A 24,769-nucleotide genomic window follows, 5' to 3' on the forward strand; every position below is an offset into this window, starting at 1 on the left:
ATGTGGTATTTCGCATGGATTCTCGGGATTCTGATGGCATGTTTTGCCGGTGTGCTCAGTGCCCTGTATATCGAACATCATCAAGATTTGGATGAGGAATAAAACATGAATGACGCTGCAATTGAAAAACCATTGAATGAAAAAAAATCCAATCCTTTTGCGATGGTGATTTCCTGCATGTTGGCATTTCCACTTGCAGCCGTTCTTCTCGTTCACCCAGCAGCAATGCTTGATGCAGATGGCAGTTATAGTCACAGTGTACTCATGTACATCATGATTGGTATTTCAGGTGGATTTATTCATGGTGTGGGTTTTGTTCCCCGTCATTGGTTTTGGAAATGGATTTTTAGTCCATTTCTCTCATGGCCACTCATGCTATGGGGCTATTACACTTGGTTCCTGCATTAACTTCACCAATCAAAAAAGCCCTCGTACGAGGGCTTTTTTAATGTAAATATTTGGATTTTCAGATAATATTTAGCTTAATATTTCTTTATAAGACTTCATTCCATGCTGAACATTCTTCTCAATAAAGCAAAAGATCAGATGAGCCAAGTCAATTTGGCTGACTTGTGGCAACAACATAGCAGCAAAGTAGAACATTTGGTGGTTGATGGTTTGCTTGGCTTAACGGAAGATAAATTGGTCAATGAAGCTGAAATTCGTGCTGTCATTGCTAAAGTTTATGAACTTTTACCAATGCCTGTACGTTTGGTACTCCCACGAGATTTCATCATTAATAAAATTCTTGAACAAAAAGGACCTCTTTTAAATAAAGTCAAAGAAGCCCGTCTAAAACGTAAAAAATAGACTTAATTTTTTTTGGCTTTTAGCTGAGCTTTACAACCAGTCTCATAGCTCGTACCTAATTCCGCCAATGACTGATTAAATCCATCATCCAATTGGCTGACAAAAGTATATTCTTCTTGTGCAAACGCCAAATGTTGATTCTTTTTGGAAAAAGCTTTGAGATTTTTAAGTGATGTTGAATAGCTACACGCTTTTTTAATCAAAATTGAAGGATGCTGTTTCTGATCTAATGCTTCATTTAAATCTGCCAACTTAAGCTCAGCATCTGCATAATATGCTTTATTTTGTTGTTTGAATTGTTCTGTTGTCAGCGGTGCCGCCCATAGATTTTGACTGATGAAAACCATCAGCACACCCCATATTGTCTTCATTTTAACATCCTAAATTCTTGCTTATTGATTGATTTATAACACATCACTATGCATTAAAAAAGCCAGCAGATGCTGGCTTTTTTAATCAATATTCTATCGATGAGTATGAATCGACATAACAATCCCCATGCCTGCCAGCATCGAAATTACTGCCGTTCCTCCATAACTCATAAGCGGTAATGGGTCACCTGTTACAGGTAAAATCCCACTGACCATGCCTGAATTTAAGAACACGAAGAAGAAGAACGTTAATCCCATAGCACCTGCATATAAACGCCCAAAGTTATGAAAACTTTGCATACCAATAATCAGGCAACGAATAATAATTGCAGCAAACAAACTGAAGAGTAAAAATACACCAATAAAGCCAAATTCTTCTGCATAAGTTGACATGATAAAGTCAGTATGGTGCTCTGGCAGATAACCCAAATGCGACTGGGTACCATTCGAGTAACCTTTACCAGTCACTCCACCTGAACCAATGGCAATTTTGGACTGAATAATATTCCATCCCGCACCCAAAGCATCAGATTCGGGATCGAACAAAGTTAAAATACGTTTCTTTTGATATTCCTGTAATAAGAACATCCATAACAGCGGTACAGCCAGTGCAAATACTGTCAATGCCCCAATAATAAGACGCCAAGACATACCACTTAAGAACAGTACAAAAATACCCGGAATAATCAAACCAATATTTAAGTCGGGCTGTAATGCCACCAGTACAAACGGCACACCCAATAATATCAAGGCAACAAAAATATGGATGAGTTTAGGCGGAAATGGACGCTGCGAAAAATACCATGCCATCATCAGTGGCATCGCAAACTTCATGACTTCACTTGGCTGCATACTGCCAATACCTGGCAACGTGATCCAACGTTTTGCACCCAAGCGCGTTTCACCAATCACAAATACCAGTAACAGCATAAAAATACCGAACAAGTAAAAGTATGGACTAATCGCCTGATAGACCTTCGGAGGAACTTGAGCGCACAGGAACATAACAATGAACCCAACACCAAAACTGATCGCTTGGCGCACCACCATGCCTGAGTTTTCAGAGGTCGCACTATAAACCACCATCAAACCCAATGCTGCATTCAATAACAAAAAACAGAGCAACCACGGATCAAGGTGCAGCTTGGTCCACTTTGAAGAATCGTGTTTAATACTCAATCCATCTCGTGCGGATTGTCGTAAAAAACGATACTGCTGTGAAGGTATCATTCGCTGAAAACTATTTAAATTAACAATAGCGAAATTATAAGTGAAAGAACACTTGAATTGAGCACAATGTCTCAATTAATTCTGTAGTTTTGGTTTTTAAATTGCTTGCGCAGTGAGAATCAGTTTTGCTAACTCTAAGTCTTCAGGATAGGTAATTTTAATATTGTCCGAACGACCATTCACCACAACAACTTTTTCGCCAATATGTTCAAGTGCTGAGGCTTCATCGGTAATGGTAGCACCATCTGTCAAAGCCTGCTCAATTGCTCGCTTTAATGTTCCCAGCTTCGCCATTTGTGGCGTTTGCGCTTGCCATAATGTTGAACGGTCAACTGTTTCTTGAATGTCGTGACCTTCTACAACGCGCTTTAATGTATCTCGAACTGGAATTGCGAGAATAGCAGCCTGATTGTGTGTCGTTGCAGTCTCAACCAAGGCTTGAAGACACTCAAGACTTACACAAGGTCGTGCAGCATCATGCACAAATACCCAATCATCTGATGATGCAATTTCAGATAAATAATTCAGTGCATTTAAAACTGAATGTACCCGTTCAGCACCACCCTGACAGAAATGTGCCTTTTCGATATTTTTCAAAGGAAGTGTTTGAGCGACATGATCTTGCTGACCAATCGCCAGCACATAACCCATTAAAGGCAATTGAGTCAGACGTGCAATCGTATGCTCAAGAACCGTTTGTTCCTGAATCATTTGATATTGTTTGAGTTCAGTTTTAGAGAAGCGACTTCCCGAACCTGCTGCAGGAATAATGGCCCATAATTTATGGGGTTGTTGGTTCATCAGCAGACTCATTGGTACGTAAATCGACTTTAGAATTCGGATTTAAATAAATAGGACTATATTGAGTACTGATGGTACTCATTTGTAAGAATGTTTCGTGTGGTTTAATCAGACCGAGGTCCAATCGTGCGTGTTCTTCGATGGCTTCAACCCCATTTTTAAGATCATACACTTCAGCCGCAAGAACGCGATTACGCTCTTTTAGGTCTTGATTTAGCTCAACTTGCTGTTGAATTTTCTGTGCCAGTTTCTGATGATCTTGATAACCACCTTCACCAAACCAGTATAAATATTGAAACCCTGCGATCAAAAAGATCGCAAGGCCCAACAGTACTTTACTCGCTTTGGAGTCGAATACATCTAACATAAACATGCGTGCTTAGTTCAAACCTTTGAACTCAGCTTTACCGCGATATGCAGCTTTAGTCAATTCTTCAATACGAAGTAATTGGTTATATTTCGCTACACGGTCAGAACGGCAAAGTGAACCAGTTTTGATTTGACCTGCACCAGTACCGACTGCAAGATCTGCAATTGTAGAATCTTCAGTTTCGCCAGAACGGTGAGAAATAACAGTAGAGTAACCATTTGCTTTCGCAAGATAGATCGCATCTAAAGTTTCAGTCAATGTACCGATTTGGTTGTACTTGATCAGGATTGAGTTACCAACTTTTTCGTTGATACCACGTTGAAGGATCTTCGGATTTGTAACGAACAAATCATCCCCAACCAATTGAATCTTGTCGCCAAGAATAGAAGTCAGGTAAGACCAACCTTCCCAATCAGATTCGTCCAAACCATCTTCAATTGAGATAATTGGATATTGCTTAACAAGACCTGCAAGGTAGTCAGCGAATTGGTTGCTTGTGAATGCTTTGTTGCCTTCACCTGCAAGGATGTATTGACCATCTTTGTAGAATTCTGAAGATGCGCAGTCAAGTGCCAACATGATGTCAGAACCTGCTTTGTAACCTGTTTGCTCAATTGCAGAAAGGATCACAGTGATTGCTTCTTCATTAGAACGTAGGTTTGGCGCGAAACCACCTTCATCACCTACTGCAGTATTTAAACCTTGTTTCTTCAAAACTGATTTTAAAGAATGGAAAATTTCGGCACCGGCACGAAGTGCTTCAGAGAATGAAGTGAAACCAACAGGCTCAATCATGAATTCTTGAATATCAACAGTGTTGTCTGCGTGAGCACCACCGTTCAAGATGTTCATCATTGGAACAGGCATGGTTAAAATGCTGTTGTTACGAAGGTCTGCGATGTATTGGAAAAGAGGAATTTTCTTTTCATCAGCAGCAGCACGCGCAGCAGCTAAAGATACTGCTAGAGTTGCGTTCGCACCTAGTTTTTCTTTATTTTCAGTACCGTCAAGCGCGATCATTGTGTTATCAATGTCTTTTTGTTCGAATACTGATTTACCAAGTAAAGCATCACGGATTACAGTGTTTACATTGTTAACCGCTGTTTTAACGCCTTTACCTAAATAACGCGCTTTGTCGCCATCACGAAGTTCTAAAGCTTCACGAGAACCAGTTGAAGCACCAGATGGTGCACATGCACGGCCAACTACGCCAGATGCTAAGATTACGTCTGCTTCGATGGTAGGGTTACCACGAGAGTCCAAAATTTCACGTGCACGAATGTCAACGATTTGGCTCATGAACAATTCCTCAGTTAATTAAAAGAGCTGCGGTTTAAAGGCAGCTCAAGGGGGTACATTCTTAGTGTGTATCTAACTTTTTGAAACCTTTGACCAAGGTATCGAGTTCTTTCAATTGTGCCAAAAAAGGCTCAAGTTGTGACATGCGCAGTGCACATGGACCATCACACTTGGCTTTTTCTGGATCTGGATGTGCTTCCAAGAACAAACCAGCAAGACCAGTTGCCATACCTGCACGCGCAAGTGTCGTAATTTGCGCACGGCGACCACCCGCAGAATCTGCACGGCCACCTGGAGTTTGCAAAGCATGGGTCACATCAAAGAACACAGGCACATTCATTTCTTTCATGATGTCAAAGCCCAACATGTCTACAACCAAGTTGTTGTAGCCAAATGCTGAACCACGCTCACAAAGGATCAGTTTGTCATTTCCTGCTTCCAAGCACTTATGCAAGATATGACGCATCTCATGTGGTGCAAGGAATTGTGCTTTTTTGATGTTAATAATGGCTTGCGTTTTTGCCATTGCTTCAACTAAATCAGTCTGACGACTTAAAAATGCTGGAAGCTGAATAATATCTGCAACTTCTGCCACAGGAGCCGCTTGGTACGGCTCATGCACATCGGTAATGATTGGCACATTGAAGTGTTTTTTAATGTCGGCTAACCACTCAATCCCTTTTTCGAGGCCTGGACCACGAAACGAGTTCAAGCTTGAACGGTTGGCTTTATCAAAGCTTGCTTTAAACACGTAAGGAATACCTAAACGTGTACAGATATCCACATAGGTCTCTGCAATTTCAAAAGCCAAGTCTTTAGACTCGAGTACGTTCATTCCGCCGAATAATACAAATGGCAAATGATTTGCCATTTGTATATCGCCTAAACGTACAATTTCTTGTGGTTTTAATTGCGACATTTAAACTTCCTAGTTGTGTCCTACAAATCCATTATTTGGTTTTTTGATACTGTTTTTTTGCAGCATCAATGAAACCCGCAAACAATGGATGACCATCACGTGGTGAACTTGTAAATTCTGGGTGGAATTGTACAGCAATAAACCAAGGATGTTGAGGAATTTCAACAGTTTCTACTAAACGTTGTACTGGTGAATAACCAGAAATCTTCATGCCTTTTTCTTCTAGGACAGGAATATAACGGTTGTTCATTTCGTAACGGTGACGATGACGTTCTACGATTTCATTTGAACCGTAAACTTGAGCAGTCTTTGTGCCTTCAACCAATTCAGATTTTTGAGCACCAAGACGCATAGTACCGCCAAGGTCAGAATCTGCTGAACGTTGTTGTACTTCACCACGTTCATCTAACCATTCAGTAATCAAACCAATCAATGGTGATTTGGTTGAACGATTAAATTCAGTTGAAGTTGCATCAGAAATACCCGCAACATTGCGTGCATATTCAATTACAGCCAACTGCATACCTAAACAAATACCCAAGAATGGCACACCGTTTTCACGTGCGTATTTGATGGCTTTCATTTTGCCTTCAGTACCACGTTCACCGAAACCACCTGGAACAAGAATCGCGTCAGCATCTTTCAATACTTCAGCTTCATCTAGGCTTTCAAGTTCTTCAGCATTGACATAGTCAATTTGAACTTTCACACGGTTTTGAATACCCGCATGCAAAAGCGCTTCGTTTACAGATTTATACGCATCTGGAAGTTCAACGTATTTACCAACCATTGCTACACGTACTGTGTATTCAGGGTTAAGTAATGCTTCAACCACGTTATCCCAATCTGTTAAATCAGCTTCAGGAAGGTCGTTATAACCAAAACGTTCACAAATTAAATCATCAACATTTTGTTCATAGAACGTACGTGGAATTTGGTAAATCGAACGTGCATCTTTACATACCACAACCGCACGCGCTTCAACATTCGTAAATAGCGCAATTTTGCGAGTTGTATCTGCATCTACATCGTGTTCAGTACGGCAGATTAAGATGTCTGGTTGAATACCAATTGAAAGCAACTCTTTCACTGAGTGTTGAGTTGGTTTAGTTTTTAACTCTTTTGCTGAGTTGATATAAGGTAACAACGTTAAGTGCATCAACATGGTACGTTTATGACCAAGTTCAACCATTAACTGACGTACAGATTCCATGAATGGGAGAGATTCGATGTCACCTACTGTACCGCCGATCTCAACGATCGCAACGTCATAACCTTCACCTGCGCGAAGTACACGTTCTTTAATATTGTCAGTAATGTGTGGAATAACTTGAACAGTACCACCAAGGTAATCACCACGACGTTCTTTGTTAAGAACATCCTGGTATACACGACCTGATGTAAAGTTATTCAATTTGGTCATTTTCGCACGACGTAAGAAACGTTCGTAGTAACCCAAGTCTAAATCTGTTTCAGCGCCGTCTTCAGTTACGAAAACTTCACCATGTTGGAATGGGCTCATTGTCCCTGGATCGACATTAATGTATGGATCCATTTTTACCATGGTCACTTTTAAACCACGAGCTTCTAAAAGTGCAGCAACAGAAGCAGCTGAAATACCTTTACCTAGTGATGAAACAACACCACCAGTAACGAAAATAAAATGGGTCATTGGGTTTCTCGTACAATCGAGCCTAAATCGGCCTGCAATGTTGCGCAATTTTACTTTACCTTGTGCCTAGAAAGCAAAGTCAATCCGCATCAATTCATAGAACAATAAACAATTGACTATTCTATCAGCATTTCGAGCAAAAAATTAGAGGCAGATAGGATGATTTCTATATTGTAATTTGCTGTTATAATGCACCTATCCAATCCACACTTTCGTTAGATGCAATGATGAATAAGAAACTTTTAATCTGTGGTGCTATTGCAACAGGCCTTTTAGTTACAGCATGTGTAAAAAAAGAAGCACCAAAGGAAGAAGAACAAGTTGAAGTAAGTGCAGCATCTGAAAATGAATCTGCAGAAGCAACAAAATTTGAAAATTTAGAACCTACTGAACAACAAGCACCTGAAGCTGACATTGAAGTAGTTGAAAATCAAAGAGAAAATCAAGCAGAAGCAGTTACTCCTGCACCAGAACCTAAACGTGAGCCAGCCACTCAAGCAGCACCAACAAATGTTGAAAAACCTGCTGTAGAAAAAGCACCAGTTGAAAAACTAGCTCAAGCGTCTACACCTAAAGTGAATACAGGCGCAGCTCAGTCTGAAGATGATGCTGTTGCAGATGCTATTGCGGCAGCAACACCAGCATTAAATAATTAATAAAAAAACTTAAAAAACCCAGCTTAAGCTGGGTTTTTTATATCATAAATTCAAAAACTAAGATTAATTTGAATGAAATTTAAGCAAATAGTCCGCCATTAATTTGGTCGCCCATGACTCTGTACGTGCCAATCCTTCATAAAATCCGCAATGACTCCCCTTTTTCGTCGTAATAACCGCAATATTGGGCATCGCTTGAATGGTGTCTTTATAAGGTGCCAAATTTTGAATTTTACAAATCGGATCATCTTCTGCATTTAAAATCATGAGTGGAATTTTGATATTTTCAAATACATAAATAGGATTAGTCGCTTTGGTATAACTGTCATAGTCATCAAAGCCTGCCAATCTAAAATACAATTTTTCAAATTCTGATAAATTTTTCACAGCTAGAATGTCTTGCCACGTGCTGACCTGCTGCCACGTCACTTGATAAGGCTGAATAAAACGCTTAATCAGCTTTTTTGCCATCACTTTGCTATAAAAAGGATGCACCACAGCAAAACCTGTTTCCGTGTTATAACCAGGACAGAGTGCAAAAGCAGCTTTTAACGGCGTTTGTTCTCCTTCTTCACCTAAATAACGAACCAGTAAACCCGTTCCTGCTGAAGAACCAACTGCATATAAGTCTGACTGAGGAAATTTATCCTGAATATATAAAAGTTGTTCGCGTAAATCTTGAGTGGAACCGAACAAATTGATTTTAGGAACAGGCATTGGCAAATCAGCATGTCCACGACGTAAACAGAGTGCTATCCGCCAGCCCGTATAACGATTCAAATCCCGTACCAGTTCACGCATAGACTCTGGTGAACCCGTAATAGTATGAAGAAGTACAACGGTCGATGTATTAGCGGGTAAGTTTAAGCCAAACCATGCAATCCCTGTAACGCCACCATCGGACATATTGAGTTGCTCGATCGCATCATATTTTAACTTGATGGTTTTTTTCTTAATTAAATCGAAATATAAAATATGCGCATGGGCATTTGAGAGCCATGGTGTTGGTCGATATTTCGCTTTGAGCTGGGGTAATCGGTCTACAATATCCTGAAATACCCCGTGCGGGTTGTAATATAAGGTTGGTGAGTCCGCACCAATCCATTGATCTAAATAATCAATCGATAAATCTTTTAGCTTTTTCGCTAACGCTTTCATTCAATGTTCCTTTTTACAGCACATTTCATGACAAACAATGATCATGCCAAGTTAAAAGCTAAACTAGGATTGGCCTACATATTTTGCATACGTCTTCCCATTTGTTCTGCCAATGCTTCAAGCCCAGACTTAGAACGAATCATCACCTCGAAATCCACAATTTGACCTTGATCATCAAATTGAATCATATCAATGCCTTTAAGTGACTTATCTCCTACATTGGCAGAAAACTCTAGTACAACATTGTTACCGTCTGCACTATAAAATTCACGGTGATACTTAAAATTTTCAAAGACCTGAATAACGTTCGTCAAAATAAAGAAAACGACGGGCTTAGAGCTATAAGGCTTAAATGCTACTGGCGAGTGAAAAACCACATTATCCGTTAATAAATCATTAAGGATCGACATATCACGTTTTTCTAACATTTCATGCCAACGTTGAATGGAGTGTTGTGTTGTTTGTAGGGTCATGGTGAGGTCCTTTTTTGTTCTAATATTTTTACGCCAATCTCAACTTTTTAAGTCATTGAAATAAAAAGGACATAACCTCATTTTAAATCCGTCTATGAAAATAAAATTACAGTTATGTCCACTGAAGAATTTATCATCATTGTCTATTTAATCATAGAGGAAATTTACCCAACTATAGTCTCTGAACCATTAAGAAAACGTGGTTTTCCACCGGCTTTAACCGATATTGAAATTATCACAATGCAAATTGTTGGTGAGTGTCTCAAAATGGATACGGATAAAAGCATATGGATATTTTTTAAAAACAATTACTTAAGTTGGTTCCCTCATTTAGGTTCATATCCTAACTTTTGTAAGCATTGTGCAAACTTATGGCAAGTTCATCAAAAAATCACAGCCCAATTAACTGCACATTATGGTCAGGATCATATTCATTTTATTGATGGATTTCCTATACCTGTTTGTCGTTATAGTCGAGCAAAAAGACACAAGAATTTCAAAGAACATGCAGGTTTTAGTTATTGTGCTGCACAACAAGAGAAATACTATGGTTTTAAAGGGCATCTTGTAATTAATTTGGAGGGTATGATTACTGGCTATACTTTCGCTCCAGCAAATGTAGATGAGCGTGATGTTGCACCAGAAATCACAGAAAATATTCATGGGTTACTAGGTGCAGATAAAGGTTACTTAAGACCCAGCTTGAAAGAATACTATAAATTTCAGTATGTTGATCTACAAACTCCTTTAAGAAAGAATATGCCGGACTCTAGATCTCAAGAATCAATGAGGTTGCTTATGAGAGCACGAAGGAAAATTGAAACGGTCATTGGTCAATTAACTGATCGCTTTAATATTCAAAAAGTAAGGGCAAGAGATTTATGGCACTTATCGCATCGTTTTATCAGAAAGATTTTGTCACATACGGTCTGCGTCGTTATGAATAAAAAATGTGGTTATTCGCCGATTCAATTTGAAAAGCTTATTTAAAGTTGAGATTGGCGTATATTTTTATAATTAAGTAGAGTCGCTTTTATAAAATGGAGAGCTATATAAGGTGTAAGAGAAGGATTCTATTGTTTCTGAATAGAATCCTCTCCATAGCCCCCTCCTTTAATAAAGGGAGGAGTTTTACATCATGATTAAATCTTGGCAGCTAACTCCGCACCTTGACGGATGGCACGTTTCGCGTCTAACTCACCCGCTTCTTTAGCACCACCAATTAAATGCACATTTTTACCGGCTTGTTGGAGCTGATCAAACATCGCGGTATATGATTCCTGACCTGCACAAATAATCACATGATCCACCTCCAATACTTGTGGTTTTTCATTGACTAAAATATGTAAACCTTGATCATCAATTTTTTGATACGTCGCACCAGCAATCATCTTCACATCACGATGTTTTAATCCTGTACGATGAATCCAACCCGTAGTTTTACCTAAACCGCCACCCACAGAGCTCGCTTTACGCTGCAATAAATAAATCTCACGTGACGGCGCTTCTACCTGAGGTTGTTTTAAACCTCCGACATTAGCATAAGCTGTATCAATACCCCATTCATCATAGAATTTCTGTGGATTCAGGCTGCCACTTTCACCTTCATGGCTTAAATATTCTGCTGTGTCGAAACCAATACCGCCTGCCCCAATAATTGCGACACGTTGCCCGACAGGCTTACGATCTTTTAAAACATTCAAATAAGACAACACTTTTGGATGATCAATGCCTGGAATATCAAGCTGACGCGGTGTCACACCTGTAGCGACTACTATCTCATCAAAGTCAGATTCATTGAGTTCTTCAAAATCCACCTGATGATTGAGCTGCAATTTGATGCGTGGTTCTAATTCAATCTTACGTTTGAAGTAACGTAAGGTTTCATAAAATTCTTCTTTACCGGGAATGGTTTTGGCAATATTAAATTGACCACCAATTTGATTTGATGCTTCAAAAATTGTGACTTGATGTCCACGCTCTGCCGCATAAGTTGCAAAACTTAAACCTGCTGGGCCTGCGCCAATGACAGCAATATTTTTAGCTTGATTTACTTCTTTAAAAATCAGTTCAGTTTCATAACATGCACGTGGATTAACTAAACACGATGCAATTTTCATTGAGAAAATATGATCTAAGCAGGCTTGGTTACAACCAATACAGGTATTGATCTCATCGCTACGCCCTTGCTCTGCTTTTAATACGAACTCAGCATCAGCAAGCATAGGTCGCGCCATAGAAATCATGTCCGCATCACCCGAAGCTAAAACATGCTCTGCCATTTCTGGTGTATTAATACGGTTTGAAGTAATTAAAGGAACTTTGACCTGACCTTTGAGCTTTTTGGTCACCCAAGTAAATGCCGCGCGTGGCACTTTAGTGGCAATGGTTGGAATACGTGCTTCATGCCAACCAATACCCGTATTAATAATCGTTGCGCCCGCTTTTTCAATTTCTTTAGCAAGCTTCACGACTTCCTCAAAAGTCGATCCACCTTCGACCAAATCAAGCATCGACAAACGATAGATAATAATAAAGTTCTCGCCGACTTCTTCACGTGTGCGTTTTACAATTTCAATGGGGAAACGAATACGGTTTTCATAACTACCACCGTATTCATCATCACGATGGTTGGTACGTGCAGCAATAAATTCGTTAATCAGATAGCCTTCTGAACCCATAATTTCCACACCATCATAACCTGCATATTGTGCAAGTTTGGCGCATTGTGCAAAGTCTTCTACGGTTTGCCTAACTTCAGCAGTTGTTAAGGCATGTGGCTTCACTGGATTAATCGGCGCTTGAATGGCTGAAGGTGCTACATTTTCTGCCTGATAAGAATAACGCCCAGTATGCAAAATTTGCATCGCGATTTTGCCGCCTGCATCATGTACCGCTTGGGTAATCACCTTATGCTTTTCTGCTTCTGCAATTGAATCGAGTTTAGAGCCGCCTTGAAAAGTCACACCATGATCATTGGGGGAAATCCCTCCTGTGACAATCAGCGCAACGCCACCTTTTGCCCGCTCAGCATAAAATGCCGCCATACGGTCATAACCGCCTGGTGCTTCTTCCAGTCCAACATGCATTGACCCCATCAATACACGGTTTTTTAATTGGGTAAAGCCTAAATCTAATGGGGCAAGTAAATGTGAATACTTTGACATTTCATCTCCTAAGCTGGCATTTTTGCGCTGGCTATTTTTATTTCAACCGAGAGTTCACATCCATTTCCCGGTCTTTATGCAACTTGTTGCATTAATTTATAAGTCAGAATTGATTTTTATGCAACATGTTGCATAATGAATCATCCGTCATTTTTTGAGTCGCTTATGTCTTTGTCGCATGTATTACTGACAAGCCTTTTAGAAAAACCCAGTACAGGCATCGATTTAGCTCGTCGCTTTGATCGCTCTATGGGTTTTTTTTGGAATGCGACCCATCAGCAAATATACCGTGAACTCAGTCAAATGTTACAAAAAGGCTGGATCTCGACCATAGAAGATGAAGACCAAAGCTCACGTAAAAAGACTTATCAGGTTGAAAAATTAGGACGTCAGGCTTTAGTTGAATGGATGCAGCAGCATAGTGAACCCGCTCAACTACGTGAGGAACTAATGGTACGACTGCGTGCTGAGGCGCAGCTCGGTGGTAATTCGACCCTGCCCGAATTAGAGCGACACCTAGAAATACATCAACAACAACTGAAAATATATGAGCAAATCTTTGCAAAAGATTTCCAAGATGCAGACGAAAACGACCGCACCCTTTATATTCATAAAATGATTTTACAACTGGGTATTGATCAAGAACGCGGTTGGATCGCTTGGTTGGAAAATATCATTCCACAATTAAAAAAATTCGAACAATAACTCAGGAATACAACATGCCTTTTTATCAAATGCCTGATGGTGAACAACTTTTTGTTCGTGAATATGGTCAAGGTCAACCTGTTTTGGTGTTATCGGGTTTAGGCATGCTCAGTTGGCAATGGTCTGCTTTTTTATATCTTCATCGAAAGCAGTTCCGTTTTATTATTCCTGAATGGCGCGGCTTTGGCGCATCAAGTCAATGTAAAATTCCACAGCAAGATGCGATTTCCAGTCATTGGCAAGATGTTCAGGCTTTAATTCAACAGCTCGATTTAAAAGATGTAATAGTCATTGCTTACTCTATGGGTGCCACCACGACCATGCATGGTTTGAAATATGGTGAATTTGCACATCATATTGCTGCCTATCTTCATATTGACCAAACGCCAAAAATTAGTATCGATGATGACTGGCCATATGGTCTATTTGGAGAAAAACACACCCGTTTTAAAACCATCCTGAAAAAATTATCCAATCTACTTGAACAGAACCAAGATAAGGCCCTTATTCAGGACTTAGCCGCTGAAGATCGAAAACGGATTGCCAATTTATGGCTTGATTTTATTGCCCTGCAAAATAACAACAAATATGCTCTTAAAGCTTTTGAGTGGGCTCTACAGCAAAGTCGATTACAGACTTATTTATTACCTTCGTCACGTGTTGATTACATGGCGTGGTATATCAATAATTATTTACATCATTCAGAAGATTATCGTGAAGCCATTCGACAATTAAACTGTCCTGTCACCTTTTTTACAGGTATGCAATCCCAACTTTATCCTGCAATTGGTCAAACTCAAATTGCACAAAGTCTCTCGAATGCTCAACAAGTTTGTTTTGAAAAATCAGGGCATACCCCTTTAATTACAGAGCCACTTAAATTTGCCAAAGAAATTGCTCGTTTTTTAAAAGAAAATAAGCAATCGGACAAGATCGCAGCCTGAGAGAATACTCAATATGCAAAAATTAGTGGTTTTTTCAGGTGCAGGAATTAGTGCAGAAAGTGGCATCGAAACCTTTCGTGATAGTGATGGTCTATGGGAAAAACACCGAATTGAAGATGTCGCTACCCCTGAGGCTTGGGCGAAAAATCCTGAATTGGTTCAAGCATTTTATAATGCACGCCGCAAAGCCATTATTCACACAGAGCCTAATGCTGCACATAAAGCCGTTGCAGTTTTAGAACGTGATTTTGATGTGCATGTTATTACTCAAAATATTGATGATCTGCATGAACGTGCTGGCAGCAGTAAAGTTTTACATTTACATGGCAATATTCGTTTAGCAAAAAGTTCTAATCCGTATTTAGACCATGAAGAATATTACCCGATTGAAGGTGATCGGCTCGATTTAAACAAAGACTTTTGCAAAGAAGGCTTTCCGCTTCGTCCGCATGTCGTGTGGTTTGGAGAAAATGTGCCTGCATATGATGAAGCACAAAAATGTGTCCAAGATGCTGATTTATTTGTCGTCATTGGGACAAGTTTGCAGGTTTATCCTGTAGCGGGACTCATTCATGAGATCCCTTTGCATTGTCAGGCCTATTACGTTGACCCGAAAGCTGCGCAGCAATCTTTATCCACGCAGTTTTTTAAAATCCCGATGACGGCAAGCCAAGGCATGCAGCACCTGATACAACTGTTACAGTCAAAATAATGAATGAAAAATTATTACGCTTTTAAACATGCTTTCGATTGACAGTTTAGGACAATACCAATTTAATTAAGCTCATCGTTGCAAAAATGGAATTCAAATGCTGACTGATCTTGATGACTTTTATTGTTTTGCTCAAGTGGTCGAACATGGTGGTTTTAGTGCAGCTGAGCGCGCAACCGACATTCCCAAGTCTAAACTCAGTCGTCGCGTCTATAATCTTGAAGAACGTTTAGGTGTTCGCTTAATTCAGCGTAGTTCCCGTCACTTCGCTGTCACTGATGTCGGGATGAATGTTTATCGACATGCTCAAGTCATGATGAATGCGGCACAAGCTGCACATGATTTGGTTGATCATTTAAGTACAGAACCTCGCGGTACGATTAAGGTCAGCTTACCGGTATCTATTGCGCAACATGAACTGGCACACGTCCTTCCAGCATTTTTAAAACAATATCCACAAATTAAGGTCCAGATGATGGTCTCGAATCGTCGGGTTGATCTGATTAATGAAGGTTTTGATCTAGCCTTACGTGTGCGTTCAAACCTCGATGCAGATCCGAATCTAGTCATTCGCCAGTTTGATAAAATCGAACAACATCTATATGCCAGCCAAGGCTATTTAAATGAATTTGGTGATTTAAAAGATCCTGAGCAACTCTCTGAACATAAAATTCTGAGCATGAGTGAAGAACATACTGAACAGTTCTTAGTACTACAAAATGCCGAGCAACAACAAAAGAAAGTTCGTGTCATGCCAACGGTATTAGGATCTGATCTGATTATGATGAGCAAACTAGCAGCGGCGGGTTGTGGAATTTCACTATTGCCTGACAACGTAGTACATCACTATGTAGAACGCGGTGAATTAGTTAAGGTTTTACCTGAATGGAAATCTGCTCAAGGGATTTTCCATATGGTCTATCCTTCACGTCGTGGCTTATTACCCGCAGTACGTGTGTTTATTGACTATTTAGTTGAGCATTTACACCAAGTTCCTGCACCTAAACCTCATTAAAATACAGCGCTCTATTATTTTTATGTGTTTATATTTAATGATCTATGGCAAAAATTAAGCACAAAAAAAAGCTCATCTTGGAGGATAAGCTAAATATAGAGTCACTACAGCACGGAATCTATGGAGTAAAGATATGCGGAACAACATTCTGCATATCTTTACTTTAAAGTCTTTAAAAACTTACATCCACTTCATGCTGTAGCAATTTGTTCAATTAAGTAGTAAAGCTTTCATCTCATGTAATTAGTGTAATCTGTCATTACATTGTAACAACTTTCAATATACTCAAATTGCAGGATATTCGCCTGTCCCTTCTGGCCATGGAGTCAATAATTCAAAACCTGTATCCGTCACATAAACCATATGTTCCCACTGCGCAGATAAAGATTTATCGGCAGTCACTACAGTCCAGCCATCTTTGAGTTCTTTAACACGTGCCTTACCTGCATTGACCATCGGTTCAATGGTAAACACCATGCCTTTTTTAAGCTCGATGCCTTGACCCGGTTGACCATAATGTAAAACATTCGGTTGCTCATGGTAGACCTTACCAATCCCATGACCGCAATATTCACGCACAATGCTATAACCCTCACGGTGAGCTACACTTTGAATGGCATAGCCGACATCACCTAAAGTTGCACCCGGCTTAACTGCATGAATGCCGGCAACCATTGCTTCATAAGTGGTATCAACTAAGCGTTTTGCTTCAGGTTTGATACTACCGACATAGTACATACGACTGGTATCACCGAAGTAGCCATCTTTAATAATCGCGACATCAATGTTAATAATGTCGCCGTCTTGCAAGATTGTTTTTGCGGATGGAATACCATGGCAAACCACTTCATTGGGAGAAATACAAGTCGTTTTGGTATAACCGTAATAACCCACGTTAGCAGGAATTACTTTTAAAGTATTTACAATATAATCATTACACAGGTCATCTAAATATTCCGTGCTTACACCAGGCTTCACATGTTCGCCAATCATGGCCAGCACCTCTGCAGCCAAACGCCCCGAGATACGAAGTTTTTCGATATCTTGTTCTGTTTTAATGCTAATTGCACCAGCTCTCATGTGTTTATCCTCATGTTGAATAAAAGAATTATAGACCCTTTTTAATTAGACTGTCGCATTCGATTTTTAAATGTCATTAAACGTGTTCTTGAATAAGGCTTAAATTTTGAGTTTTATTTGACCAAATAATAAAAAATGTACTTATTTTAGATTTTTTCGTTCACGCTACTTATAAAATTATTTATATAAAATATAAATGTATATCAACAATATATTTACACCAAGTTTTGATTAAGTGGTGAAATCTGTCGCAAAGCCAGTAAAATCAAGACTTTTGACAGAAAAATAAACTCCAAAAATAGCGCATTTTCCACTAAAATCGCTTCTTTTGGTCTATTGATCTCCCATTATGACAAGTCTCCGTACTCGAGATATTGTTGCGCTAGGTTTTATGACTTTTGCACTGTTTATTGGTGCAGGCAACATTATCTTTCCACCGATTGTGGCACAACAAGCGGGTGAGCACGTATGGTTAGCTGCAGGTGGTTTCCTTATTACCGCAGTTGGTTTACCTGTAATCACGATTGTTGCTTTGTCACGTGTCGAAGGTTCTATCCAAAATTTAAGCTCACCACTGGGTAAATATGCCAGTCTATTATTGACTGTGGCATGTTATTTGGCGGTTGGACCTTTATTTGCAACACCACGTACTGCTACCGTTTCTTATGAAATTGGTTTCTCTTCTTACTTTGGTAATAGCGCAAGTGCTTTGCTGATTTACAGTATTATTTATTTTGCTGTGGTCACTGTGGTTTCTCTATATCCAAATAAGATTTTAGATACGGTTGGCTACTTCCTTTCACCACTTAAAATTATTGCATTGGTCATTTTAGGTGTTACTGCTGTTCTTATTCCTGCTGGCAACCCTCCTGCTGCCATCGACAAATATGTAACCAGTCCAGTGTCTGAAGGGATCGTGAATGGTTATCTCACCATGGATACTTTAGGTGCTTTAGTCTTTGGTATCGTGATTGTAAAAGCCATTACGTCTCGTGGTGTATCTGACAGTAAGCTAATTACCAAATATGCGGTGAATGCTGCCATTATTTCAGGTATTGGTTTAACACTGGTTTATTTAAGCTTGTTTAAATTGGGCTTAGGTAGTCATGACGTTGCACCAAATGCTGCCAATGGTGCGATTATCTTGCATGCGTATGTTCAACATGCCTTTGGTGACATGGGATCTTACTTCCTTGCAACCATGATTTTTATTGCATGTATGGTGACTGCGATTGGTCTGACTTGTGCCTGTGCTGAATACTTCTCATCAATTACTAAAATTTCATACAAAACTTTTGTATTTATTTTAGTCGGCTTCTCTTTGGTCATTTCAAACTTAGGTTTAACCAAACTGATTGCTGTATCAGTACCTGTACTCAGTGCGATTTATCCACCTGCAATTGCTGTGATTCTGCTTAGCTTCTGTTCACCATTTTTCAAAAAACCTGCATCTGTGATTGCATCGACTACGTTGGTTGCGTTCATTTTCGGTATTTTTGATGGTGTAAAAGTTGCTGGTTTTGAACTGCCAAACGCTTTAGTGAATTTACCACTCTCAGAACAAAGTCTTGCATGGCTTATTCCATCTGCAATTGTTCTTGTGATCACTGCTGTGATTGACCGTATCAGAAACTAATCGTTCTGTATGTGGCGTGAGATCAATTAGGTTTTTACCCAAAACTTAATTGCAATGTGTCAATAATTGTTCAGTTTTACCCAAACGTTCCATTATTGAACATCACTTAAAGCCCATCGGTCATTCCCTGCAATCAAATTTTAAAAATTATGGTTATTTTCTAGCGATTTCGCTTTATTTTTTAGGCTGTCGTTACAAGTGCTTGCTTAAAAAGCCTTGTTCAATCTTATACTTCTTACAAAATTCTCATCTTTTCACATTTCTTTTCTATTCCTACCTTTGAAATCCATCGCTTTGGTCTAATATTTGCTACTTCTTAAGCATATGCGGATTAAAAAAATTGTATTTTTTACTTCGTCAAATTGCCATTTCAGTTTTTTAATTTCGCATATACAAATACTTAGCGATGTGTAACTCGACTTATTCAGTTTTAAGCTTTTAATTTCAGTTTAACTACTTGAAAAAGGTTCAGATACACAGTACAACTATTAGTTCAATTCCGACTAATTCGTTCAGTTTTAGTCGTTTATAACACTAATAAATGGGAGGGATGGAGATGTTATCAGTACATTTCAATAAGCAAGTCTTCATTGACGCTCTTAAAGCCAACACCAATTTGGTGGTGTTTATCAGCACCACTATGGCACTTATGCTGACCTTAATCGTTCATGGTTTAATTCAAGGCAACCTTAAATTCGAGTACTTCGGCTATGCCGTGATTGTGTCACTGGCATTCTGTATGTGGGCGGTCATCGACCAGAAATATCGCTAATCAACATTTTGTTGAACCACATGGACCTGTAGACCGACTGTCCATGTGGTCGAAAAAAATAAGAAACCGATAATAATTAAAATAACCCTAAAGCAGCACCCAATAATAAAATCCCCGTTCCCCCGAGTTCAGCAACAATTAAACCCAGCATTGCCATACGCATAAGAAATTTCGGTAATGTCCATTTTCCTAATTGATGCGGTGTACGAAATTGATTAGTAGTGTCTTTCAATGCACCATGCAAAATATAGGCACCGATTGAAAAGCTAAAAAAAGCCAAATTTGCTACAACACAAAGTAAATTCACCTGTTCCGAAAAGACTGAAAAATAAGCCAAGACTGCCAAGATCAAACTGGCAGGCGCATAAAGCAAACTACTGCGATGTGCTATATCGACATAATAATGTGCTCTTGCCCGCTCAGACCGTGCGATTTGTACATATTTCCAAACACCGGTGAGCATCCCTACCCATAAAAAAACACCACTCATCATGAGTGCCAATTTGACTGATAATGTCAGTTCCATCTATGAATTTTCCTTATCTTTATTTTCAATCTTTGACTTTTTAGTCAGAAACTCTATGCCTTTTCTTTTTTGAAATTCGTTAAAGTGAAATCATCTTCTATGATAAATGAGTGTACCCAATGTCTGAATCAAAAACATTGACTATAACGTGTGTGGATGGCTATCCATTGAGTGCAGTTTTTTATCCGAGTGCATTGGCTGATTCAAAACCCTTTCCCGTGTTAATTTGTCCTGCAACAGGCATTGTCAAAGGCTTCTATCATCACTTTGCGACGTGGTTGCAACAGCAAGGTTATGACACCATGGTGTTTGATTTTCGTGGGATTGGTGGTTCTTTGCATGAACCCTTACGCCAGTCAAAAGCCAGCATCGTACAATGGGGACAACGTGATATACCTGCTGCCATTGATGCACTACTCGCACAAACTTCTGCTGAAAAAGTGATTATTGTGGGTCATAGCGCAGGTGGTCAGTTACTTGGCATTGTGCCAAATTATGACAAAGTGGCAAAAGTGGTTGCGGTTTCAGGTTCGACCGGTCATGTGAAGAATATCCGTGGACGTACAGGCTTTCTCGCTCCCATTATGTTTAATGTCATTTTCCCAATTGGACGTTATACCGTGGGCTATGGCCCGACCAATAAGATCGGTATGGGTGAAAACTTACCCAAAGATGTTGCACGTGAATGGGCGCAATTTTGTAGTAAACCGGGTTATGTCATTAACGCCATTGGTAAACAGATTGACCCATCGCAAGATTTTCATTCAAAAATCAAATGTCCAATTACTGCCATTTGGGCAACGGATGATGACATTGCTTCTGAAGCCAATGTGAAAGATCTGATTCGTTTATATCCAAATGCAGCAACTGACATTATTCCACTTGAACCTAAAAAACACGGTCATAAAGTGATTGGACATATGTTGATGTTTAAACGTTCACATCAAAACTTATGGCCAATCATTGAACAACAAATTGCTGCATAGTTGTACACATCAGGTTTCAACACGTCAATTCATGCAATTTCATTACCTGAAATAAGCAATTTATGCTTTAATAGCCCCAGTATGAGATGAGCCTCTTACAGTATGTGCCTTAGATGTGCATACGACTAGCCCCTAACCATGGGGCTTTTTAATGTCTGTCGTTTTTGCTTTTACTTGAATTTAAGCACCAAAGAATGCAATTAAAGTTTGAATCACCACCGCGTTGACAATATCAATAAAGAATGCACCGCAAAGTGGAATAATCAAAAAGGCTTTATGCGATGGTCCATAGGTATTAGTTACCGCCTGAATATTGGCAATGGCTGTCGGTGTTGCGCCCATACCAAAACCACAATGACCCGCTGATAATACTGCCGCATCGTAGTTTTTACCCATAACTTTAAAAGTTACAATGCCTGTAAATAAAATCAGCACCACAGTTTGCATAATTAAAATCGTCACGAGTGGCCCTGCCAAATCTGCAAGTAACCAAAGTTGCAGTGAAAGCAATGCCATAGACAGATAAAGCGACAATGATGCATTGCCAAATACATCAATGGCACGGTCAAAAATATTCACCTTAAATACATGCTCAAGCAGGTTACGTACAATCACCCCTGTTCCCAATGCCCAAACAAAAGTCGGTAACTCAAACCATTTGCCTTGACCGATTTCAGTCATTTGATTAGCTACAAATATACATAGCGCAAACATCCCAAGTGTCGTCACTGCATTACTTGCAGTAATTAATCGAGTTTTCTTTGGATGCTCAAAAGGTGCTGTCTTCAGTTGTTCATCTAGCTGTTGTTCGCCATTTTCTACAGCAACTTTCTCTGCAAGGTTATGACGTTTAATTAAAAATTTTGCGACTGGTCCACCAACAATCCCGCCAATAATCAGACCAAACGTGGCACTTGCCATACCCAGTACAATTGCACCTTGAATACCATGTTGGGTTTCAAGCACTTCACCCCATGCACCCGCAGTACCATGACCGCCAGTTAAGGTAATTGAACCAACAATCAATCCAATGAGTGGGTCAAGTCCAAGCATAGTCGCCAAACTCATGCCCACTGCATTTTGTACAATCACAAAACCAATCACACAGAATAAGAAGATAATCAGCGACTTACCACCTTCTTTGAGTTTGACAAAGTCTGCACCTAAACCGACTGAAGTAAAGAACATCAACATCAAAATGGTTTGGATTTGCGCGTTAAATGAAGCACTGATATTAAAGAATTTATAGAGGATAAATGCCGTTATGGCTGCCACCAAGCCACCAATCACAGGTTCAGGTAAATTGTAGTTTTTAAAGAAACTAATTTTATTGACTAAATAGCGTCCAACAAAAAGAAAAAACACCGCAATAACAATCGTGCCAAAGGCATCAATTTCAAAGTTCATAACACGTCCCTATTGGCTTTCTTATAGCGCTATTGTGTGGTGAAAACAGCGCAAAACTCAGCTAGAAAAGTGTTATGCAAGTTGTTGTTTTAAGTAATTTAACTAGAAATAATAAAATTTTAGAAACGCTAAAACCTAGGATAATCTAGGTTTCGATGTCATAGACCCAATTTTTGGCTTGCTGATCTGTGGTGCTTTCACAGACATAATAGTCGTGATCCCATGAATCGGGATGGAAAATTTCCTTTTTGGTATAAGTGACATTTTTACCATTTTCGACACAGATAAAACTGTCACCTTGGTCTTTGACTTGGGTTCCGTTGAGAAAGCCACCGATACAGAGGAAGCGGGATTGTTTTGCCATTTCATTTCAACATCATTAAATAGAATACAAATGCTATCAAGTTAACAATAGCTTTATTCTAGAATTATATAATCTCTTTCACTTCTATAGACTCCTCTAATTTTTTTAATTTTGCTTTTTCTAATTTAATATATTTTTCTTCAATATCCTTCATATTCATTATCTTACGCTTAAATTGATAATACATCCTTAAAGTATAAAAAACTTCTTTTTCATTCCTGGTTTGAATATCTTTGTAATTATGATTTTCATATTGAGACCAAACCGTAGTACCGCTTTCAAAAACCTGATCACTGAAAAATTTATTTAATAATTCATTTTTCTTTTTCGGATACATTAAGTATGTTTTATTTTTATAAAAACTAATTCCCAACACCGATAAGTCCAGAATTCTTAATGAATTTTCAAATGTAAAACATTCAAATTCATTTAAAAAACTATGTTTTCTAAATAATGCCATTAACACTGGTATATCAGAACTTTGAATTCCAATACCACATATTAAAGGAGATATGCCCTGACTAGCCTGTACACACTGATCAATCTGCGATTTGAATAATTTGAAGAATTTCCCAACAAGTTCTTTTTCATCTTTACAATCCCAAATCCAAATAGATTTTATTCTATTTTGAAGGTCCTCATCTAGTGGATTAACCTGATCACGAGTACCTAGAGCAATCACATAACTACCACCCAAAAAAAGTGAATTCTCTTGCCATGGGTTATAGCAAAAACCTTGCTCTTTACGATTTATCTCGGGAACATAAAATTCAAGATCAAAAAATATTATTCGTGTTTTATTTATATCTAGTTTTGAACGCATTAAATTTTCCAAAAAATAAGGACTGATAAATCAATCCTTATCTTATACCGCTTATTGTTTGATTATCAATCAAGTCTTTAATTCTAAATCAATTTTCAAACTGACTCTATTTTCAATATCTTTCACAATGTGTTGAGGTGCGATATCAAACAATAACATTTCGAGCAAATACGGTTGACTATCCTGTCCATAAACTTCAACAGATAACCCTTTCATCAATTCACAATATTTTTGGTATGCTTTTTTATGACTTCTATAAGCATGTTGCTTACCACTTAATCTTAATATGGTTTGCATATCATACTTAACCAACTCGCTATTACGCCCTTGCGGTTGAGGAAATAACTCAATCGCTGGCGCATAGTTAAATAAAAGCCAATTCAGTGCATAAATAACACGTGAATCATAAATGACATATTCAGCAGGCTTCATAAAAGATGCAACTTTGGAGAACGATGAAATTCGCTCGAACGAAATTTTAGTTAATGATTTTTTATCTAATTCTTTAATAAACTTCAAAATCTTGGCATCATTTATGTCATTACGTTTAAATGATGCAATTCCACCCCATTCTTGAATCATCCAATAATAAATAGACATACAATCACCTTGTTTGAGCATTGTATGTAAATTTTCTTTTAGATAAATATTCCGATCAAAATTTGAAGTGATGTGATCTGGGATAGCAAGTGGACAACTTTCAGGAATCTGCCAATTATAATTTTTTACATCATGTTGTACTGATAATTCTTTTAAAACCGAAATAATTTTTTGCATATATATTCTTAATAAAAAAATAAGGGCTGATAAATCAGCCCTTATTTTAGCTTTATGCTCAAGTAAATCATAGATTTACTCTTGTGCTAGAGAAAA

Annotated in this window: 28 protein-coding genes; 12 read left to right on the forward strand and 16 right to left on the reverse strand. The window is 38.8% G+C overall.

Annotation, left to right across the window (positions count from 1 at the left end):
- The 3 genes from cydX to A3K93_RS06465 all read left to right on the forward strand — a co-directional run bounded on the left by cydX (position 1) and on the right by A3K93_RS06465 (position 810).
- A complete protein-coding gene (gene cydX / locus A3K93_RS06455; protein ID WP_002120988.1) occupies positions 1-102 on the forward strand; it encodes a cytochrome bd-I oxidase subunit CydX in 102 nt (33 codons plus the stop codon).
- Positions 103-105: 3 nt separating this feature from the next.
- Positions 106-408, forward strand: coding sequence for a cyd operon YbgE family protein (locus tag A3K93_RS06460; RefSeq protein WP_067730001.1), 303 nt, complete (start codon positions 106-108; stop codon positions 406-408).
- Positions 409-510: 102 nt separating this feature from the next.
- Entirely contained in the window at positions 511-810 is a 300-nt protein-coding gene (locus A3K93_RS06465) for a hypothetical protein (protein WP_067730003.1), read from the forward strand.
- A 2-nt stretch (positions 811-812) separates the two neighbouring features.
- Here the strand turns inward: A3K93_RS06465 and A3K93_RS15055 are convergent, their stop codons facing one another.
- The 7 genes from A3K93_RS15055 to A3K93_RS06500 all read right to left on the reverse strand — a co-directional run bounded on the left by A3K93_RS15055 (position 813) and on the right by A3K93_RS06500 (position 7,472).
- A complete protein-coding gene (locus A3K93_RS15055) occupies positions 813-1,181 on the reverse strand; it encodes a hypothetical protein (RefSeq protein WP_227509887.1) in 369 nt (122 codons plus the stop codon).
- A gap of 93 nt (positions 1,182-1,274) precedes the next feature.
- Positions 1,275-2,411, reverse strand: a complete 1,137-nt coding sequence (rodA, locus tag A3K93_RS06475) for a rod shape-determining protein RodA (RefSeq protein WP_067730005.1) — start codon at positions 2,409-2,411, stop codon at positions 1,275-1,277.
- 96 nt (positions 2,412-2,507) lie between these two features.
- The gene (ispD, locus tag A3K93_RS06480; RefSeq protein ID WP_067730007.1) at positions 2,508-3,224 is read right to left on the reverse strand and encodes a 2-C-methyl-D-erythritol 4-phosphate cytidylyltransferase; all 717 of its coding nucleotides are present in this window, start codon (positions 3,222-3,224) and stop codon (positions 2,508-2,510) included.
- The gene (locus A3K93_RS06485; RefSeq protein ID WP_067730009.1) at positions 3,193-3,579 is read right to left on the reverse strand and encodes a septum formation initiator family protein; all 387 of its coding nucleotides are present in this window, start codon (positions 3,577-3,579) and stop codon (positions 3,193-3,195) included. Before A3K93_RS06485 ends, ispD begins: the two co-directional genes overlap by 32 nt.
- 12 nt (positions 3,580-3,591) lie before the next feature.
- Positions 3,592-4,881, reverse strand: coding sequence for a phosphopyruvate hydratase (eno, locus tag A3K93_RS06490; RefSeq protein ID WP_067730011.1), 1,290 nt, complete (start codon positions 4,879-4,881; stop codon positions 3,592-3,594).
- 61 nt (positions 4,882-4,942) lie between these two features.
- The gene (gene kdsA, locus A3K93_RS06495) at positions 4,943-5,800 is read right to left on the reverse strand and encodes a 3-deoxy-8-phosphooctulonate synthase (RefSeq protein ID WP_067730013.1); all 858 of its coding nucleotides are present in this window, start codon (positions 5,798-5,800) and stop codon (positions 4,943-4,945) included.
- 31 nt (positions 5,801-5,831) lie between these two features.
- Entirely contained in the window at positions 5,832-7,472 is a 1,641-nt protein-coding gene (locus tag A3K93_RS06500; RefSeq protein ID WP_067730015.1) for a CTP synthase, read from the reverse strand.
- Positions 7,473-7,699: 227 nt separating this feature from the next.
- Here A3K93_RS06500 and A3K93_RS06505 point away from each other — a divergent pair, with 227 nt between their 5' ends.
- The gene (locus tag A3K93_RS06505) at positions 7,700-8,128 is read left to right on the forward strand and encodes a hypothetical protein (protein WP_067730017.1); all 429 of its coding nucleotides are present in this window, start codon (positions 7,700-7,702) and stop codon (positions 8,126-8,128) included.
- Positions 8,129-8,191: 63 nt separating this feature from the next.
- Here A3K93_RS06505 and A3K93_RS06510 read toward each other — a convergent pair whose 3' ends face one another.
- Positions 8,192-9,286: a YheT family hydrolase gene (locus tag A3K93_RS06510; protein WP_067730019.1), complete on the reverse strand. Its 1,095-nt coding sequence runs from the start codon at positions 9,284-9,286 to the stop codon at positions 8,192-8,194.
- A gap of 74 nt (positions 9,287-9,360) precedes the next feature.
- Entirely contained in the window at positions 9,361-9,759 is a 399-nt protein-coding gene (locus A3K93_RS06515; RefSeq protein WP_067730022.1) for a nuclear transport factor 2 family protein, read from the reverse strand.
- Between the two features lie 114 nt (positions 9,760-9,873).
- On the opposite strand from A3K93_RS06515, the gene A3K93_RS06520 reads away from it, so the two are divergent.
- Positions 9,874-10,749, forward strand: coding sequence for an IS982-like element ISAba825 family transposase (locus A3K93_RS06520; RefSeq protein WP_067730024.1), 876 nt, complete (start codon positions 9,874-9,876; stop codon positions 10,747-10,749).
- Between the two features lie 152 nt (positions 10,750-10,901).
- Here the strand turns inward: A3K93_RS06520 and A3K93_RS06525 are convergent, their stop codons facing one another.
- On the reverse strand, positions 10,902-12,926 hold the full coding sequence (locus A3K93_RS06525; protein ID WP_067730026.1) for an NADPH-dependent 2,4-dienoyl-CoA reductase: 2,025 nt from the start codon (positions 12,924-12,926) through the stop codon (positions 10,902-10,904).
- Positions 12,927-13,091: 165 nt separating this feature from the next.
- On the opposite strand from A3K93_RS06525, the gene A3K93_RS06530 reads away from it, so the two are divergent.
- From A3K93_RS06530 to A3K93_RS06545, 4 genes are all read left to right on the forward strand, one after another.
- A complete protein-coding gene (locus tag A3K93_RS06530; protein ID WP_067731686.1) occupies positions 13,092-13,631 on the forward strand; it encodes a PadR family transcriptional regulator in 540 nt (179 codons plus the stop codon).
- 14 nt (positions 13,632-13,645) lie between these two features.
- Positions 13,646-14,575, forward strand: coding sequence for an alpha/beta fold hydrolase (locus A3K93_RS06535; RefSeq protein WP_067730028.1), 930 nt, complete (start codon positions 13,646-13,648; stop codon positions 14,573-14,575).
- A gap of 13 nt (positions 14,576-14,588) precedes the next feature.
- A complete protein-coding gene (locus A3K93_RS06540) occupies positions 14,589-15,287 on the forward strand; it encodes an SIR2 family NAD-dependent protein deacylase (RefSeq protein WP_067730030.1) in 699 nt (232 codons plus the stop codon).
- Between the two features lie 97 nt (positions 15,288-15,384).
- Entirely contained in the window at positions 15,385-16,302 is a 918-nt protein-coding gene (locus A3K93_RS06545; RefSeq protein WP_067730032.1) for a LysR substrate-binding domain-containing protein, read from the forward strand.
- Between the two features lie 285 nt (positions 16,303-16,587).
- Here A3K93_RS06545 and map read toward each other — a convergent pair whose 3' ends face one another.
- Positions 16,588-17,382 carry a type I methionyl aminopeptidase gene (gene map, locus A3K93_RS06550; RefSeq protein WP_067730034.1) on the reverse strand — a complete coding sequence of 265 codons (795 nt, stop codon included), beginning with the start codon at positions 17,380-17,382 and terminating at the stop codon, positions 16,588-16,590.
- A gap of 349 nt (positions 17,383-17,731) precedes the next feature.
- Here map and brnQ point away from each other — a divergent pair, with 349 nt between their 5' ends.
- Both brnQ and A3K93_RS06560 read left to right on the forward strand, forming a co-directional pair.
- Positions 17,732-19,018 (forward strand): branched-chain amino acid transport system II carrier protein, encoded by a 1,287-nt coding sequence (brnQ, locus tag A3K93_RS06555; protein ID WP_067730036.1) that lies wholly within the window; start codon positions 17,732-17,734, stop codon positions 19,016-19,018.
- Between the two features lie 556 nt (positions 19,019-19,574).
- Positions 19,575-19,790, forward strand: a complete 216-nt coding sequence (locus tag A3K93_RS06560) for a hypothetical protein (protein ID WP_067730038.1) — start codon at positions 19,575-19,577, stop codon at positions 19,788-19,790.
- 76 nt (positions 19,791-19,866) lie between these two features.
- Here A3K93_RS06560 and A3K93_RS06565 read toward each other — a convergent pair whose 3' ends face one another.
- On the reverse strand, positions 19,867-20,316 hold the full coding sequence (locus A3K93_RS06565) for a hypothetical protein (RefSeq protein ID WP_067730040.1): 450 nt from the start codon (positions 20,314-20,316) through the stop codon (positions 19,867-19,869).
- Positions 20,317-20,435: 119 nt separating this feature from the next.
- Here A3K93_RS06565 and A3K93_RS06570 point away from each other — a divergent pair, with 119 nt between their 5' ends.
- Positions 20,436-21,302 carry an alpha/beta hydrolase family protein gene (locus tag A3K93_RS06570; RefSeq protein ID WP_067730042.1) on the forward strand — a complete coding sequence of 289 codons (867 nt, stop codon included), beginning with the start codon at positions 20,436-20,438 and terminating at the stop codon, positions 21,300-21,302.
- A 180-nt stretch (positions 21,303-21,482) separates the two neighbouring features.
- On the opposite strand, the gene gltS is transcribed toward A3K93_RS06570, so the two are convergent.
- The 4 genes from gltS to A3K93_RS14960 form a co-directional block, all read right to left on the reverse strand.
- Entirely contained in the window at positions 21,483-22,709 is a 1,227-nt protein-coding gene (gene gltS / locus A3K93_RS06575; RefSeq protein ID WP_067730044.1) for a sodium/glutamate symporter, read from the reverse strand.
- 145 nt (positions 22,710-22,854) lie between these two features.
- On the reverse strand, positions 22,855-23,073 hold the full coding sequence (locus tag A3K93_RS06580; RefSeq protein ID WP_067730046.1) for a hypothetical protein: 219 nt from the start codon (positions 23,071-23,073) through the stop codon (positions 22,855-22,857).
- A 64-nt stretch (positions 23,074-23,137) separates the two neighbouring features.
- Positions 23,138-23,896: a hypothetical protein gene (locus A3K93_RS06585; RefSeq protein WP_081408521.1), complete on the reverse strand. Its 759-nt coding sequence runs from the start codon at positions 23,894-23,896 to the stop codon at positions 23,138-23,140.
- Between the two features lie 69 nt (positions 23,897-23,965).
- A complete protein-coding gene (locus tag A3K93_RS14960) occupies positions 23,966-24,673 on the reverse strand; it encodes a hypothetical protein (RefSeq protein WP_067730048.1) in 708 nt (235 codons plus the stop codon).
- Positions 24,674-24,769: the final 96 nt, after the last annotated feature.

Origin of the sequence: Acinetobacter sp. NCu2D-2 (assembly GCF_001647675.1) — a bacterium.
Taxonomy (GTDB): domain Bacteria; phylum Pseudomonadota; class Gammaproteobacteria; order Pseudomonadales; family Moraxellaceae; genus Acinetobacter.

Excerpts from the sequence above, each read along its gene's own strand:
- A3K93_RS15055 (WP_227509887.1), bottom strand. The coding sequence starts at position 1,181 with ATGAAGACAATATGGGGTGTGCTGATGGTTTTCATCAGTCAAAATCTA.
- ispD (WP_067730007.1), bottom strand. The coding sequence starts at position 3,224 with ATGAGTCTGCTGATGAACCAACAACCCCATAAATTATGGGCCATTATT.
- A3K93_RS06500 (WP_067730015.1), bottom strand. The coding sequence starts at position 7,472 with ATGACCCATTTTATTTTCGTTACTGGTGGTGTTGTTTCATCACTAGGT.
- A3K93_RS06585 (WP_081408521.1), bottom strand. The coding sequence starts at position 23,896 with ATGCGTTCAAAACTAGATATAAATAAAACACGAATAATATTTTTTGAT.
- A3K93_RS06560 (WP_067730038.1), top strand. The coding sequence starts at position 19,575 with ATGTTATCAGTACATTTCAATAAGCAAGTCTTCATTGACGCTCTTAAA.
- A3K93_RS06530 (WP_067731686.1), top strand. The coding sequence starts at position 13,092 with ATGTCTTTGTCGCATGTATTACTGACAAGCCTTTTAGAAAAACCCAGT.
- A3K93_RS06505 (WP_067730017.1), top strand. The coding sequence starts at position 7,700 with ATGAATAAGAAACTTTTAATCTGTGGTGCTATTGCAACAGGCCTTTTA.
- A3K93_RS06580 (WP_067730046.1), bottom strand. The coding sequence starts at position 23,073 with ATGGCAAAACAATCCCGCTTCCTCTGTATCGGTGGCTTTCTCAACGGA.
- A3K93_RS06565 (WP_067730040.1), bottom strand. The coding sequence starts at position 20,316 with ATGGAACTGACATTATCAGTCAAATTGGCACTCATGATGAGTGGTGTT.
- A3K93_RS06525 (WP_067730026.1), bottom strand. The coding sequence starts at position 12,926 with ATGTCAAAGTATTCACATTTACTTGCCCCATTAGATTTAGGCTTTACC.
- kdsA (WP_067730013.1), bottom strand. The coding sequence starts at position 5,800 with ATGTCGCAATTAAAACCACAAGAAATTGTACGTTTAGGCGATATACAA.
- A3K93_RS06570 (WP_067730042.1), top strand. The coding sequence starts at position 20,436 with ATGTCTGAATCAAAAACATTGACTATAACGTGTGTGGATGGCTATCCA.
- A3K93_RS06515 (WP_067730022.1), bottom strand. The coding sequence starts at position 9,759 with ATGACCCTACAAACAACACAACACTCCATTCAACGTTGGCATGAAATG.
- A3K93_RS06545 (WP_067730032.1), top strand. The coding sequence starts at position 15,385 with ATGCTGACTGATCTTGATGACTTTTATTGTTTTGCTCAAGTGGTCGAA.
- A3K93_RS14960 (WP_067730048.1), bottom strand. The coding sequence starts at position 24,673 with ATGCAAAAAATTATTTCGGTTTTAAAAGAATTATCAGTACAACATGAT.
- A3K93_RS06510 (WP_067730019.1), bottom strand. The coding sequence starts at position 9,286 with ATGAAAGCGTTAGCGAAAAAGCTAAAAGATTTATCGATTGATTATTTA.
- A3K93_RS06535 (WP_067730028.1), top strand. The coding sequence starts at position 13,646 with ATGCCTTTTTATCAAATGCCTGATGGTGAACAACTTTTTGTTCGTGAA.
- A3K93_RS06460 (WP_067730001.1), top strand. The coding sequence starts at position 106 with ATGAATGACGCTGCAATTGAAAAACCATTGAATGAAAAAAAATCCAAT.
- A3K93_RS06485 (WP_067730009.1), bottom strand. The coding sequence starts at position 3,579 with ATGTTAGATGTATTCGACTCCAAAGCGAGTAAAGTACTGTTGGGCCTT.
- A3K93_RS06465 (WP_067730003.1), top strand. The coding sequence starts at position 511 with ATGCTGAACATTCTTCTCAATAAAGCAAAAGATCAGATGAGCCAAGTC.
- eno (WP_067730011.1), bottom strand. The coding sequence starts at position 4,881 with ATGAGCCAAATCGTTGACATTCGTGCACGTGAAATTTTGGACTCTCGT.
- A3K93_RS06540 (WP_067730030.1), top strand. The coding sequence starts at position 14,589 with ATGCAAAAATTAGTGGTTTTTTCAGGTGCAGGAATTAGTGCAGAAAGT.
- rodA (WP_067730005.1), bottom strand. The coding sequence starts at position 2,411 with ATGATACCTTCACAGCAGTATCGTTTTTTACGACAATCCGCACGAGAT.
- brnQ (WP_067730036.1), top strand. The coding sequence starts at position 17,732 with ATGACAAGTCTCCGTACTCGAGATATTGTTGCGCTAGGTTTTATGACT.
- cydX (WP_002120988.1), top strand. The coding sequence starts at position 1 with ATGTGGTATTTCGCATGGATTCTCGGGATTCTGATGGCATGTTTTGCC.
- A3K93_RS06520 (WP_067730024.1), top strand. The coding sequence starts at position 9,874 with ATGTCCACTGAAGAATTTATCATCATTGTCTATTTAATCATAGAGGAA.
- map (WP_067730034.1), bottom strand. The coding sequence starts at position 17,382 with ATGAGAGCTGGTGCAATTAGCATTAAAACAGAACAAGATATCGAAAAA.
- gltS (WP_067730044.1), bottom strand. The coding sequence starts at position 22,709 with ATGAACTTTGAAATTGATGCCTTTGGCACGATTGTTATTGCGGTGTTT.